General features: G+C 42.2%; 13 protein-coding genes. 4 read left to right on the forward strand and 9 right to left on the reverse strand.

Going from position 1 to position 15,400, the window contains the following annotated elements; all coding sequences use genetic code 11:
* Nucleotides 1-33: 33 nt before the first annotated feature.
* The 4 genes from WKU26_RS06690 to WKU26_RS06705 all read left to right on the forward strand — a co-directional run bounded on the left by WKU26_RS06690 (nt 34) and on the right by WKU26_RS06705 (nt 5,852).
* The gene (locus WKU26_RS06690) at nt 34-1,239 is read left to right on the forward strand and encodes an acetate kinase (RefSeq protein ID WP_340321366.1); all 1,206 of its coding nucleotides are present in this window, start codon (nt 34-36) and stop codon (nt 1,237-1,239) included.
* Nucleotides 1,240-1,443: 204 nt separating this feature from the next.
* Nucleotides 1,444-3,306 carry a beta-N-acetylhexosaminidase gene (locus WKU26_RS06695; protein WP_340321367.1) on the forward strand — a complete coding sequence of 621 codons (1,863 nt, stop codon included), beginning with the start codon at nt 1,444-1,446 and terminating at the stop codon, nt 3,304-3,306.
* A gap of 765 nt (nt 3,307-4,071) precedes the next feature.
* Nucleotides 4,072-4,641 carry a Crp/Fnr family transcriptional regulator gene (locus tag WKU26_RS06700; RefSeq protein WP_269876694.1) on the forward strand — a complete coding sequence of 190 codons (570 nt, stop codon included), beginning with the start codon at nt 4,072-4,074 and terminating at the stop codon, nt 4,639-4,641.
* 71 nt (nt 4,642-4,712) lie between these two features.
* Entirely contained in the window at nt 4,713-5,852 is a 1,140-nt protein-coding gene (locus tag WKU26_RS06705; protein ID WP_340321368.1) for an acyltransferase, read from the forward strand.
* Nucleotides 5,853-5,956: 104 nt separating this feature from the next.
* Here the strand turns inward: WKU26_RS06705 and WKU26_RS06710 are convergent, their stop codons facing one another.
* From WKU26_RS06710 to WKU26_RS06750, 9 genes are all read right to left on the reverse strand, one after another.
* The gene (locus WKU26_RS06710) at nt 5,957-8,383 is read right to left on the reverse strand and encodes a S9 family peptidase (protein WP_340321369.1); all 2,427 of its coding nucleotides are present in this window, start codon (nt 8,381-8,383) and stop codon (nt 5,957-5,959) included.
* 198 nt (nt 8,384-8,581) lie between these two features.
* A complete protein-coding gene (rseP, locus tag WKU26_RS06715; protein WP_340321370.1) occupies nt 8,582-9,922 on the reverse strand; it encodes an RIP metalloprotease RseP in 1,341 nt (446 codons plus the stop codon).
* Between the two features lie 38 nt (nt 9,923-9,960).
* Nucleotides 9,961-11,118, reverse strand: a complete 1,158-nt coding sequence (locus WKU26_RS06720) for a 1-deoxy-D-xylulose-5-phosphate reductoisomerase (protein ID WP_340321371.1) — start codon at nt 11,116-11,118, stop codon at nt 9,961-9,963.
* 7 nt (nt 11,119-11,125) lie between these two features.
* On the reverse strand, nt 11,126-11,983 hold the full coding sequence (locus tag WKU26_RS06725; protein WP_340321372.1) for a murein hydrolase activator EnvC family protein: 858 nt from the start codon (nt 11,981-11,983) through the stop codon (nt 11,126-11,128).
* A gap of 8 nt (nt 11,984-11,991) precedes the next feature.
* Entirely contained in the window at nt 11,992-12,507 is a 516-nt protein-coding gene (rimM, locus tag WKU26_RS06730) for a ribosome maturation factor RimM (protein WP_340321373.1), read from the reverse strand.
* A gap of 5 nt (nt 12,508-12,512) precedes the next feature.
* Nucleotides 12,513-13,820 carry a UDP-N-acetylglucosamine 1-carboxyvinyltransferase gene (murA, locus tag WKU26_RS06735; protein ID WP_340321374.1) on the reverse strand — a complete coding sequence of 436 codons (1,308 nt, stop codon included), beginning with the start codon at nt 13,818-13,820 and terminating at the stop codon, nt 12,513-12,515.
* Between the two features lie 18 nt (nt 13,821-13,838).
* On the reverse strand, nt 13,839-14,444 hold the full coding sequence (locus tag WKU26_RS06740) for a DUF4290 domain-containing protein (protein WP_269876684.1): 606 nt from the start codon (nt 14,442-14,444) through the stop codon (nt 13,839-13,841).
* Nucleotides 14,445-14,463: 19 nt separating this feature from the next.
* Nucleotides 14,464-15,153: a tRNA (adenosine(37)-N6)-threonylcarbamoyltransferase complex dimerization subunit type 1 TsaB gene (tsaB, locus tag WKU26_RS06745; RefSeq protein ID WP_340321375.1), complete on the reverse strand. Its 690-nt coding sequence runs from the start codon at nt 15,151-15,153 to the stop codon at nt 14,464-14,466.
* 40 nt (nt 15,154-15,193) lie between these two features.
* Nucleotides 15,194-15,370, reverse strand: a complete 177-nt coding sequence (locus WKU26_RS06750; RefSeq protein WP_340321376.1) for a hypothetical protein — start codon at nt 15,368-15,370, stop codon at nt 15,194-15,196.
* Nucleotides 15,371-15,400: the final 30 nt, after the last annotated feature.

Here is a 15,400-nt window from a genome sequence, read left to right on the forward strand (position 1 = left end):
CTTATCAATTTTAAAAACCCGTAAAAAACATATATGAAAGTATTAGTACTCAACTGTGGTAGTTCTTCAATCAAGTACAAACTGTTTGAAATGACCAACAAGGAAGTTCTCGCTCAAGGAGGACTTGAAAAAATCAATCTTCCAGGCTCATTCCTGAAAATTACATTGCCTAACGGAGAGAAGAAAATTCTCGAAAGAGACATCAAGGAACATACAGCCGGTGTACAGTTTATTTTCGAAACACTGACTCACCCGGAATTCGGAGCTGTAAAATCATTGGAAGAAATTGATGCTGTAGGTCATCGCGTACTGCACGGAGGAACAAAATTCAGTGGTTCCGTACTGATTGATGACGCTGTAATCGCAGCTGTTGAAGAATGCTGTGACCTGGGTCCGCTTCACAACCCAGCCAACTTGAAAGGTATTTATGCTGTAAAAGAGCTGTTGCCTAACATTCCTCAGATTGCCGTATTCGATACTGCATTCCATCAGACTATGCCGGAACATGCTTACATGTACCCGATTCCTTACGAATATTACGAAAAGTACGGTATCCGCCGTTACGGTTTCCACGGAACTTCACACCGTTACGTTGCAAAACGTGTGTGCGAATTCCTGAATATTCCGGTAGAAGGTTCTAAAATCATCACTTGCCACATCGGTAACGGTGGTTCTATCGCAGCCGTAAAAGACGGTAAATGTATTGATACTACCATGGGACTTACTCCACTGGAAGGCCTGATGATGGGTACCCGTTGTGGTGACATCGACGGTGGTGCCATCTTGTACCTGATGAAAAAAGAAGGCTTGACTCCAGACCAGATGTCTGACATCCTGAACAAGAAAAGTGGTGTATTGGGTATTTTCCGCCGTTCAAGCGACATGCGCGAACTGGAAGATGCTTCAGCAAGAGGTGAAGAACTGGCAAAACGTACAGAAGCTATCTACTTCTACCGCATCACAAAATACATCGGTGCCTATGCAGCAGCAATGGGTGGTGTAGATGTAATTCTGTTCACTGGTGGTGTGGGTGAAAACCAGGCTACTGCCCGCTGGGGAGCTTGCGAAACATTAGGCTTCCTGGGTGTAAAACTGGATCCGGAACGCAACAAAGTACGCAGCAAAGAGGCAATCATTTCTACAGACGACTCTAAGGTAAAAGTTGTAGTTATCCCTACAGACGAAGAGTTGATGATTGCTACAGATACAATGGACATCTTAAACAACCTTAACAAATAAGTAATCTTTTAAGAAAGATTCTTCCTACAAAAATCCGGCTACCCCGTAAGGTATAGCCGGATTTTTTTATTTACACTGTGTCTCATCCCTCATTTTCTTTCCCTTGCAAAATAATCAATTAAAATAACTGCATCTGTACTGCCCGCAACAATAAAAATACGTACTTTGCATTATGTTTTAATTTTACTCCAACAACCATCTGTTATGCAAAAACATTTCATTGCCCAATGGGCACTCGGCACAGCCTTACTGTGCAGCCTCATGTCTTGCTCACAAAAAGACATCAGTACCGGAAATCTGAATGTCATTCCTCTCCCACAAGAAGTAACGGAATATACTCAGGATTCTCCTTTCGTCATCGACTCTTCCACCAAAATCTGTTATCCGGCCGATAATGAAAAACTGCAACGTACAGCACACTTCCTGGCCTCTTACATCAAAGAAATAACCGGAACAGAAGTCGGTCTTACCACACAGAGCGGAAAGAATTGCATTATTTTGTCCGTAGACAGTACAATTCCTCACCAGGACGGGTACGAACTTCTTATCAACTCCAGCCAGATACAGGTAAAAGGAGCAACCGAAGCCGGTGTTTTTTACGGCATCCAGACTATCCACAAAGCCCTTCCTGTTACTCAGGGAAAAACCTTAGCCTCTCTGCCAGCCGGTATGATAAAAGATTATCCCAACCTGCCTTACCGAGGATTTATGGTAGATGTAGGCAGACATTTTTTCTCTGTCGACTACCTGAAAGAAATCATCGACATGCTGGCATTGCATAATATCAATTATTTTCACTGGCATCTGACCGAAGATCAGGGATGGCGTATTGAAATAAAGAAGTATCCCAAACTTACTGAAGTAGGTTCTGTTCGCAAGGAAACCATCGTAGCACGCAACTCCGACCAATACGACGGTACTCCGGTAAAAGGATTTTATACACAAGAACAGGCACGCGAAATAGTAGCTTACGCAGCCGAACGGTTTATTACCGTCATACCCGAAATTGATATGCCCGGCCATATGCTCGCCGCCCTTGCTTCTTACCCTGAACTGGGATGTACAGGAGGACCATACGAAGTTGCCACCCGCTTTGGAGTATTCGACAAAGTACTATGCGGAGGAAATGAAAAGACCTTACAGTTTGCCAAAGATGTAATAAACGAAATAATGGATATTTTCCCCGGTCCTTATATCCACATAGGAGGAGATGAATGCCCCAAGAAAGAATGGAAGAAATGCCCGAAGTGCCAGGCAAAAATCAAAGAGTTAGGATTAAAAGACAGTCCCGAACGTACCAAGGAAAACCAGCTCCAGTCTTACTTCATGGCGGAAGTTGAGAAAGAGATCACCGCACGCGGACGTAAGGTACTGGCATGGGACGAAGTACTGGAAGGACACCCTACGGCAAGCACAACTGTCATGGCATGGACAGGAGTCAAAGCCGGTATCCGCTCTGCCCGCGAAGGTCACCAGACAATTGTCTGCCCCATCAGTCACCTCTATTTCAGCAATCCGGGATACAACCAGCTGAAAGGTGTGGAAAGTATCGGAAGAGTATACAACTTCAATCCGTTGTTCGAGGAACTGAATACGGAAGAAAAGGAACGTATTATCGGGGTACAGGCCTGTATCTGGACCGAATGGACCAAAGACAGCACCAAAATGGAATGGCAGATGATGCCGCGCATTGCCGCACTGAGCGAACTGCAATGGAGTAATCCGGACAAGAAGAATTTCGACTTCTTCCTGTCCCGCCTGCCGCATATGCTGGAACTGTATACCGCAAAAGGATACCATTACAAAACGGATATTTACGACGTAACACTGGAGGCTTCATCGGCTCAGGAAAACGGAAAACCGACCGTTTCATTAGCCACCTTCGACAAAGTGCCGGTATATTATACAACCGATGGAACTGAGCCTGACAGCACTGCTACCCTGTATACCTCTCCGTTTACTTTAACAGACAGTACCACGGTAGTAAAGGCAAAAGCAATGCGTAAAGGGAAACTGAGTGAAACATTCTCTTTCGATGAAGAAATAAAAGCTGCTTTCAGACAATAAAATTTATTTTCTCAGAAAATCCGGAAAAGGTTCTTACTATCTTTTCCGGATTTTTCTTTTTGCTATCATTTAAGACATTAATAATACATTTAGATAGAAATATCCTCTTTTCAATAACACACATTTACAACAAAAATGCTGCTCAAGGAAAATATAAGGTAGGAAAACAAGCCGAAAAACCGCTCTATACATGCTTTATAGCATAAAAACAGGACAAATTCCGGCAATATCTGTGACAAGAATTTTCCCTATACGATACAAGTATCGATAGCTTACGCGACTATTACCGTATGCAAACGCGACTATTCACGCAAGACGACGCTACTAATAATAAGTTTTCGCCCTGTTTGATATACCTATTTTAAATTATAAATACATTTATTAACTATTTCAACAATTTTCCGGGAGGTAAACATTAAAAATCACATTCTATCATAAAACAATAAATACTATAGAAACGAAAGCATTATTCGCACCACTACAACCATTCAGCATACAAAACGACAGAAAAACAGTTTCATACGTAACATTTCAAGACATGCCAACCTTCAAATTTGGCGATATTTCCAAAGACATTTTCCTTTGCTCCTAAAAACACAGATTTTCCCAGCCTTGATTTGACATTTTGTCAATTTATCAAATGGATATTTTCCCGATTTACCAAACGGATTCATCATTGAATTCACTACCTTTGTAAAAGACAAACAGACTAAAACCGATTCACTGAAAAATACACCTTTCTTATCTTTCAACCCATCCTGCATAATGGAAATAAACAACATCAAGAAGAGCATCAAACGCTATTACCCTGTAAGCGACGAATCCATAGACCTGCTTTGCAGACACTTCAAGCCTCAACATTTCCCTGCAAAACATCTGATTATACAAGGGGGAATCATCGACCGCAATGTATATTTCATAGAAAAAGGATTAACCCGCTCCTATTGTCTGATAGACGGACAGGAACATACTACATGGTTCTCTAAAGAAGGAGACATTACTTTCGGCCTGCTTTGTCTCTATCATAATAAAGCAGGATTCGAATATGTAGAAACCATAGAACCCACTCTCGCCTATTCCATTCCCATACAAGTCTTGAACAAACTGTATCAGACGAACATTGAAATTGCCAATTGGGGAAGAGTAATCCATCAGGAATGCCTGCTTACCATACAGTGCATTCGGATAGACAATCTTACCATGACGGCAAAAGAAAAATATGCTGCACTTCTCCAAACCTTTCCCGACATCTGTTCAAGAGTTAAATTGGGATACATTGCTTCTTTTCTCGGTATATCATTATCCACCTTAAGCAGAATCAGAGCGGAGAAATAAAGTTCTTTCGAATTTTGACTTATGTCAAAATGTATATCTCCCCTTGCTGTTATTTTTGCATCTAAAAAAAGATGAAGGAACAATTGACTACAAAAGACGAGAAGCGCATCATCTGGCTTGATCTCGTAAAATTTATTGCCATCTTTATGATGATAGCAGTCCACTGTACCGACAATGTAACTCCTGCCGAACGTTCGGAGCCTTGGTACAACCTTTGGGGAAGTTTCTACGGTTCATTCATGCGTCCGGCAATTCCTCTGTTTGTAATGGTCACCGGTGCTCTGCTCCTGCCTGTGAAGCAAAACAGCATTACCTTTTACAGCAAACGACTCATCCGAGTGGTGATACCCTTTTTAATCTGGTCAGTCCTTTACAATCTTTTCCCATGGTTTACAGGGCTGCTTGGACTCTCTCCTACTGTCATAAACGACTTCTTCGCTTGGGCAGAGCCGGATCAATCGTTCATGAGAGCCCTATACCACATTTTGATGATTCCTTTCAACTTCTCTCCTTTTGCTATCCAGATGTGGTATGTATATCTTCTGATAGGCCTATACCTGTATATGCCTATTTTCTCCGCATGGGTGAAACAGGCATCTGTAAAAGAGCAAAGATTTTTTCTGATAGTCTGGTTTGTTTCTCTATTTATTCCATATATAAGGGAATATCTCACCAAAGACCTATGGGGAACCTGCTCGTGGAATGAATTTGGACTGCTTTATTATTTTGCCGGTTTCAATGGTTACCTGCTTTTAGGATACTATATCATAAACCATCCGGCCGATTTAAGCTGGAAGAAATTAGCATTTACAGGGATTCCTTCGTTTACCTTAGGATATTGCATCACTTTCTTTGGTTTCAAATCGATAACCGCAACTCCCGGACAACCCGTCGAACTGGTTGAGCTGTTTTTTACATACTGTACCCCTAATGTACTGCTAATGACACTTCCTATCTTCCTGACTGCCAAAGAACTGACAGTCCGGTCACAAAAGGCCAAGCGTTTTTTAATAAACATCTCTACCTGTACATTTGGTATATGGATGTCGCATTATCTGTTTTTAGGTCCGTGCTATATGTTGATAGAATCACTTCCGATACATACCATGCTGAAAATGATTGTCTGTACAATACTGTTATTAACAGTAACATGGGCTTTTGTTCATATTGTCCGGAAATCGGGGAATATAGGAAAATGGATAATGGGATAGCGGGAAGAAAAAAGAATGGGAAGCAAAGTCGTAATCAGCAAACAAAAACAGGCAACCGGAAGATAAATTCCAATTGCCTGTTTTCGTGTGTTTATAAGAACCGGCTATCGGCGAGGAATATCCACCGATGTTTCTTTACGGCCTTTCAGATGTTCTGAGAAGAAGTCTACCATACGCCAGTAGAAATACTCGTCCATAGTGCCGAATCCATGACGCTGGCCAGGGAGCAGCAACATGTCGAAGCGCTTGTTGGCACGAATCAAGGCATCTACCACACGAATACTGTTGGCAGGGTGTACGTTGTTGTCGATATCACCATGTACCAGCATCAGATGTCCTTTCAACTGTTTTGCAATTTCCGGATTGGTTGCAATCTTATAGACAAAAGTAGTATCTCCTTTTTCACTCACTTGTTCCTTTACACCATGATGTGTTTCACTCCACCAGCGGTTGTAAATACGGTTGTCGTGGTTGCCGGCACACGAAACAGCTGCTTTATAGAAATCGGGATACTGGAAAATAGCTGCAGTAGACATGAATCCTCCTCCCGAATGTCCGTGAATACCTACACGGTTAATGTCAATAAACTTATAGCGGGCAGCCAACTGTTCTACCGCAGCCTTGTGGTCTGCCAATGGATAATCGCGCATATTACCGTATCCGTAATTGTGATACCATTTCGAACGGCTGGGGTGTCCACCACGCTGTCCGACTGAAATTACAATGAAGCCGGCCTGTGCCAGGCGGTCAGTACGTACACTCATACGAGTAAACGGATAGTATACAGCCTCTACCTGCGGTCCCGGATATACATAATCGATAATCGGGTACACCTTGGTAGAATCGAAGTTGAACGGCTTATACATCACTCCATACAAGTCGGTCACTCCGTCGGCAGCCTTTACGGTAAACAGTTCGGGGAACTGATAACCTGCTGCTTTCAGTTGCGAGAAGTCGCTTTCCTGAATAGTCATCACCTTTCTTCCGTTACGGTCCAGCAAGTCGGCACAAGGCACTGTGTTGACACGCGAATAATTGTCGACGATATAACGTGCCTCATCGTCTACTTCTACTTCATGGAAATAATCGCCTTTGGTAATCTGCTTCAAGCCGGTACCGTCTGCATTTACCCGATACAGATGTTCGTAGTATGGATTTTCCCCTTTCTCACGTCCGTTGGCCAGGAAGTATATTGTGCGCGCCTTCTCGTCTACTTTCACTACCTTTTCTACATGCCACGGACCTTTGGTAATGCGGTTCTTCAAGTTCCCTTTTTCATCGTACAGATACAAGTGCGCCCATCCGTCACGCTCACTCCACTGGATAAACTCTTTTCCCCCATCGAACACATGAATCGGTCGTGTTTCCTGATAGGTATTCATACGTTCCTTTACAATCGGTACAATAGAATCTTGTCCGATAGTGTACGTACATACATCAATACGATGCAAATCACGGCTGCCTCTTACAAGGTAGAAGCGGTTGTTATCGCCCTGCCAAACCAGCGATTTAAACTCCTGGTCGCGCTGCTTCTGTTCGAAAGGTCTGTATTCCATTCCAATGGTCTGGTTCTTCCATGCCGAAACCTTTACCTCCTTACGGGTATTGTTTGTCATATCGAACACATACAGATGATCTTCGGGAGCTGCCATTTCGCCCGGCATCTGATATTTATAAGTTTCCAGTGTAGGACGTGGAGTAGCAATGGAGTTAATCACCCACAATTCTTTTACTGCACGTTCGTCGGTCAGTGTCACTGCAAAGTGTTTGGAATCGGGCGACCAATAACCTCCCCATATCGCACGACGTTTTCCATTGCACAGCGTATCGGTATTCAGTGTACTATAGGGAATACCATATCCAAAGTCTTTGACACCGTCTGTAGTAAGCTGGATTTCTACAATAGTACTGTCTTTTTCGTTTTTCTGTGCCTTCCGGTAGTCGGCAATACTCATGCGGTACAAGTTATAGTCTTTGGCATATACCACAGTCTGACCATCAGGAGAAACAGAAGCCCAGTCTTTCTTTTCCGGTTCTTTTTCTTCATCTTTCAGATGTGTCAGCTTACGGGTAGGATAATCGTAAGAGAAATAGAATACCTTTTTCTCTTTCTTTTTATCCTTATTCGTTACCTCTCGGGTAGATACGACATTGAAAGTGAAGGTACGGCCATCTTCTTTGGCTTTCAGATTACGGATAGGAATATGACGTGCTTCAAACGGATCCTGTACGATTTCAGTCAGTTGTGCAGCCAATTCATCACGGTCGAACAACAATTCTTTACGACCTGCAGCCGGATCTACTACATACCAGAATACACCATCGCTGGTTTTATACTCAAACCAGAAACAATTTCCCTGTTGAAACCAATGAGGATCTACTTTGGTAGAGAAAAGCATGGTTTCAAGTTTGGCTTTGGTAAACTTCTCAGCCTGCAAATATTCAGGAAGACGTTCCTCCCCTACTGCCCCGAATACATTCGGCAGGCAAAAGCCACTGCACAATACAGTAGCCAACAATAACTTCTTCATATTCTCTTATACTTTATTTATGTGATATCATGGCACAAACTTAGATAAAAATATCAGATTATCATGTCCGAAGAACAAGAAAAGCAGTGCAAAACAATACAAAGAAAGAAAAACAATCCCCTTGTGTTTCCCTGTCCGACGAATTCGGGAATACACAAGAGGATTGTCTCTTTTATCTTTCAGAACAAATTATCTTATTCAGAAAAGGAATCTCAATACATCATTGAAATTAGCCCAGATGAGCAAGGCAAACAACAGGAACATACCTACCATCTGCGCCCGTTCGAGGAATTTATCGCTTGGCTTACGACGTGCTATGATTTCGTAAAGCAAGAACAGTACATGTCCACCGTCGAGAGCCGGAATAGGCAGAATGTTCATAAACGCCAGGATGATAGAAAGGAATGCAGTCATTTCCCAGAAACGCTGCCAATCCCATACTTTCGGGAAGATACTTCCGATGGTTCCAAATCCTCCTACACTCTTTGCCCCTTCGGCTGTGAATACATACTTCATATCATTGACATATCCTTTCAAAGTATTTACCCCCAAAGCTATACCTGCAGGGAATGAACCGAAGAAACTGTAAGAATGAGTTGTTACTTTATAATCGGCCAATCCGCCTATCGCATCGACTTTGAAATTCTCATTTGTCTGTACTGCAACTGTATCTCTTACACCGGCACGAGAATAAACCAATGAGAAAGAGGCTGTAGTCTGCTGAGCCAACTCTGCTTTCACACGTAAATCCGACATCTCGTTCATGAAATCATTCCAGGAATTCAGAGGAACATCATTGAATGCAATCAAAGAGTCTCCCTTCTGAATGCCAGCTTTTGCAAAACTTCCTCCGGCAAGCACAGAGTCAACTACATTAGGATAAAGTGTACCCATGAAGAGAGGATCTTCTTTTGCAATATCCAGCAAACTCAGTTCCGGCATTAAAATTTTCTTCTCCTGCCCATCGCGTAAAACGGTTACTTCACGTGCTTCTACAATATCACGCAACAAGTCCATGTTGAAACGCTCCAGTTCTTTACCATCGGCACTCTTCAGAATATCCCCATCACGGAAACCAATTTCCTGTGCGTGCTCGTTGAACTTCATTCCATATGTCATATCCTTCAGAGCCACATAAGAGTCTCCCCAAGTATACAAAATCATAGAATAAATGAACAGAGCCAAAAGGAAGTTCATCAACACTCCGCCAATCATCACCAGCAAACGTTGCCATGCTGGCTTAGAACGGAACTCCCACGGCTGGGCGGGTTGTTTCATCTGTTCGGTATCCATAGACTCGTCTATCATACCGGAAATCTTACAGTAGCCACCCAAAGGAAGCCATCCTACTCCATATTCTGTATCACTGTTCTTTGGCTTGTACTTGAAAAGTGAAAACCAGGGATCGAAAAAGATATAAAACTTCTCTACCCGTATCTTAAACAGGCGGGCAAAGAAAAAGTGTCCTCCTTCGTGAATGATTACCAACAGCGAAAGACTGAGAATCAACTGAAGGGCACGAATTAAAAATGTTTCCATTTACTGTTTACTTCTTTTATTTATTGTTATTACTTTATTTATTTCAATCCGTTTATAACCATTTCGGCTGCAATACGACGAGTTTCTGCATCTGTCGATACATAATCCTCATAAGTCGGCTTTTCAATGAATGCAACCTTCGACATGGTTTTTTCAATGACATCGCTCATACCCAGGAAAGAGATCTGGTCTTTCAGGAAAGAGGCTACTACAACTTCATTGGCAGCATTGACAATACAAGGCATGTTTCCTCCCTGATGCAAAGCTTCGTAAGCCAAGGCAAGGTTGCGGAAACGATGCGTATCGGGAGCTTCAAATGTCAATGTATTACATTTCATGAAATCGAGACGTTCGCCGGAAAGACTGACACGACGAGGATAAGAGAATGCATATTGGATAGGCAAACGCATATCGGGGACTCCCAGCTGGGCCTTGATAGCTCCGTCTTCAAACTCAACCATGGAGTGTACAACAGACTGAGGATGCACGACTACTTCAATCTGCTCCGGAGTAACTCCAAACAGCCATTTTGCCTCCATCACCTCAAACCCTTTGTTCATCATAGAAGCAGAGTCGATGGTAATCTTTGCTCCCATGCTCCAGTTAGGATGTTTAAGAGCCTGCTCTTTGGTTACGGTCTGCAACTGTTCCATTGTAAATGTACGGAACGGACCACCTGAAGCAGTCAGAATAATCTTCGATACCGGATTATTCATCTCCAGACACTGGAAGATAGCCGAATGTTCCGAATCGACCGGTAAGATAGGAGTACGATACTGACTGGCCAATGCATTTATCAACTCACCGGCCACTACCATTGTTTCTTTATTTGCCAAGGCTATTACCTTTCCTGCTTTAATGGCATTGATTGTAGGACGTAAACCCGAATATCCTACCATAGCAGTCAATACAATATCAATCGGTTTCGATTCAACAATCTGACACAATGCATCTGCACCGGCATATACTTTAATAGGAAGGTCGGACAACGCTTCCTTCAATTGCAAATATTTATCTTCATTGGCAATAACTACCGCTTCGGGCTGAAACTTACGCGCCTGCTCAATAAGCAAATCCACCCTGTTATTGGCAGTCAACGCATAGGCCTCATACAAATCCGGATGTTCCTCAATCACCTGTAAAGCCTGAGTCCCGATAGAGCCGGTAGAACCTAATATAGCAATCTGTTTCTTCATATTTTCATTAAAAAACAACGTATTTCACTGGATTGATTGGATTTCCCTTATGCCATAACTCAAAATGCAACTGGGGATTCTCCTTTTTTTCATTCGCGTTACCCAACAGAGCAATGACTTCTCCACCTTTTACTTTATCTCCTGTTTTCTTCATCAAAGAAGCACAGTACTTATATACAGTTATAAAATTCTGTGCATGCTGGATTTGAATTACATAACCGGCATCGGCTGTATAAGTGGCAAGAATAACAGTTCCATCAAGAGCTGCCAATACCCCTTCTCTCGGATCGGCAGTCAGATCCACTCCAAAATGACCTTCAGATGGATTAAAGTCTTTTGACATAATGCCTCGTGTAGGACGATAGAAAATAAGACCAGCTGCTTCACGGGTATAAGTCACTTCTGTCAGGTTATAGCGTTCCTTCTCTTCGTATTTCTTACGAAACTCTTCTTCCTCTTTCGAACGTTCCATCAGTTGCTCTGCTCTCAGAGTAGTCAGCGAATCAATAGACTGCACTGTATCAGTCTTTACCTGACCGCTCAGAATATCCTGGATATTCATTACGTAACGGCTCTGGCGTTCCAGTACCTGTTCCAATGAATCGGCACGCAACGCATTGGCTACAATTTGGGAACGAACTTCACTGTTCATATAACCAGGAAGATAGTTACGCAAAGGAGTGAAAGCAATAATCGCAGCAGCAATCAAAAAGATTACTGTACAGGTCGCAAGCAGCACCGACAAACCATTTAATTTAGAGACATGAATGGCTACTACCTCCTCCAAGGTATTTTCATTAAAAATCGTCAGTTTATACTTAAACTTGATATTATGCCAAAATACTTTACGACCTTTCTTTTTCATCTGCAATACTATTCTTCTAATAAGCCTTCGGGAATCTGTGCATACACAATTTTCCCTTTGGCATCTATATTTTTCAGAAACTCTTCATGAGCAGGTAAAAGCACTTCTTCTCCATCTTTCTCGATGACAAACAGTACATTCATCGTACTATCATCGACAGCAACAATTTGTCCCAAATTGCCGTGTATTTCGTCGATTACTGTAAATCCGACAAAGAAATTCCACGACCCCATGGCATCTTCTTCGTCCATGTATTTTGAGGGGAAAAAGACTTCTACATTGGTAAACATACGTGCTTTCTCTGCAGTATCTATCCCCTCGAACTTAACCAATGCAGCATTGTCCGAGCGGAAACGGTATTCCTCAATAAAGAAAGGAACGAAAATTCCGTCCAGCAAAAGAATCAGATAATCACAATCCACACGGTCGAAAATATCGTCTGTAAACGTAAACGATACTTCTCCCTTCACTCCATGAGGTTTGTTTATTACACCTATTTTAAATACTTCCTCTCTTTTTATCATAACTTTTATTCTATACGGGTAATACGAGCTCCCAACGCTGTCAAACGCTGTTCGATATTCTGATAACCTCTATCAATCTGTTCGATATTGTGAATACGGCTGATACCATCAGCACTCAGTGCTGCAATAAGCAAGGCAATACCGGCACGAATATCAGGAGAAGTCATATTACCTCCACGTAAACGGAAGTTACGGTCATGCCCAATCACTACTGCCCGATGCGGGTCGCACAATATAATCTGAGCCCCCATATCAATCAGTTTGTCTACAAAGAACAAACGGCTTTCGAACATTTTCTGATGAATCAGTACACTTCCTTTAGCTTGGGTAGCAACCACCAGAATCACACTCAGTAAGTCGGGAGTCAGCCCCGGCCAAGGTGCATCGGCAATGGTCATAATAGAACCATCAATAAACGACTCTATTTCATAATGATCCTGACGAGGAACAAAAATATCATCACCACGCTGTTCCAAACGGATACCTAACCGACGGAAACTATCTGGTATGATACCTAAATTATCGTATGATACATTCTTAATCGTAATTTCACTGCCCGTCATAGCAGCCATACCGATAAAACTTCCCACCTCAATCATATCGGGAAGAATACGATGAGTACAGCCTTTCAGCTCCTTTACTCCTTCAATGGTAAGCAAGTTTGATGCAATTCCCGAAATACGAGCTCCCATACGGTTTAGCATACGGCACAATTGCTGTATATAAGGTTCGCAAGCTGCATTATAAATCGTAGTAGTACCTTCGGCAAGTACTGCTGCCATAATGATATTGGCTGTACCTGTTACAGAGGCCTCATCCAACAGCATATCAGTTCCCTTCAAGTGAGTAGCTGAAATCTTAAAGATGCTTTCTGCTGCATTATAATCGAAAGCTGCACCCAATTTCTGTAAGCCGAAAAAGTGTGTATCCAAACGGCGACGACCAATCTTATCTCCTCCGGGTTTAGCAATCATTGCCTGACCGAAACGAGCTACCATAGGTCCCACCAGCATGACAGAGCCTCTCAGTTTGGAACAACGAGTCAGAAACTCTTCACTTTCCAAATAAGACAGATTCACTTCGTCGGCCTGAAAGGTATAAGTATCTACACCCTGTTTGGCAACTTTCACTCCCATATCTCTCAGCAATTGAATCAGGTTGTTCACATCCAGAATATTGGGAATATTACTGATGGTTACTTCGCCATTCGTCAGTAACGTTGCACACAACACCTGAAGAACTTCATTCTTTGCTCCTTGCGGAACAATTTCTCCATGCAGTCTGTGTCCACCTTCGATTACAAATGATGCCATAATACCCGAATTTATAAATTAATACTTTTTCTTTCCCTGATTGTTGTTATTATTCATCTGACGACGTCGAGGAATAAAGGTACGCTGTTCAGTCAGACGCAAATCTTCTGCAGACAATTTGATTTTACCCCCGGAGAGTTCACATAAATCATCCAAAATCTTCTGATCTTCCACTCCGTCTTTATTCCAGTTCAGATAATCCCTTTTCATATGATTGGCAATCATCCGAATCAACTGGTTCCGTTCCTCTCCTTCCTGATAATCGACAGCCAACTTAATCATATCCTGTACAAAACGTCCGTAATGACGGAAACGAATATCATGCTGTGAATACGGTATACGCTGCGGCTTGATTTCAAGACTTTCTTTTTTTACGATTTCCACCGGATAATCGATATCCAATTTAAAATCAGCCATTATAGCCAGATGATCCCAAAGTTTTTGCTTAAAATCGGCTACATCGCGCAAATGTGGAAACATACCTCCCATGATATTCACTATCGTGTTTGCACAACGCTGACGTTCTGCTCTATCCTCAATAGTCAAGGCATGATCTACCATATTTTGTACACTTCGTCCGTATTCGGGAAGCGGTAATCTTCGTTGCTGGGTATTGTATTTCATATTTTACGACAGGTCTGAATTAAATTAACTTCTTTGGGGTAGATGCAACGAACTCTTTCAAATAGAAAGGCTCAAAATATGCCACATCTTTAAAATCCTGTTTTGCCATTGCCTTTTCTGCCAAAGGGAACATCCATTTAGCCAACGGATGAATGTCTTCAATGAAATGTGCATTAGGATGAGCCAATTTCTCACGACATTTTCCAGAGCCGTTGCCAAAGAAATAAACCGGATGCTTTTCCAAGAATTCGGCATACGAATGTTCATCGATGATATCAGCACCAATCGCACGTTTTACATTCAATGCTCTATCGTAAATGGCAGCATATACTTCCATACGACGTGCATCAATCATCGGACACAACAAGGCATCTTCCGGAAGTTCCTCCGACAACAAGACAGGTACCGACATTACTTCTAAGGTAGGAAGTCCTATCAAGGGAATATTACGTCCATAACAAATTCCTTTTGCCATAGATACACCGATACGCAAACCGGTATATGAACCCGGTCCACAACTCACAGCCACAGCATCCAGCGGAATAGCATGATTATCGGCAAACGACAAAGCCTCATCGACAAACACACCTAACGCCACAGCATGCGACGGTCCTTTATAATCTTCTTTAGAAAAAATAGAAGCCCCATCCTGGCTGACAGAAACCGAACAAACCTCTGTAGAAGTTTCAATATGTAAAATGCACGACATAATTTATTTTTTATATTATAATGTGTGCAAATATACACTTTTATTTGCACTCGTTTTCCATTCCCATACGTTTTTTAGAAGCTCTTAATACAAATATTATTCCTTTCTGAAAAATTAAATACTCTTCTCTATCGGCTATTTTTTTCTGCTTAATCGACCAAGGCGGAATATTTTCCACAAAATCCCCCATGAAACAAAATCCGATTTTACCAGTCAATTTTTCATCTCTTCATTCAAAGATTGTATC

The sequence above is a fragment of the Phocaeicola sp. HCN-40430 genome (assembly GCF_037890285.1).
Lineage (GTDB): Bacteria > Bacteroidota > Bacteroidia > Bacteroidales > Bacteroidaceae > Phocaeicola > Phocaeicola acetigenes.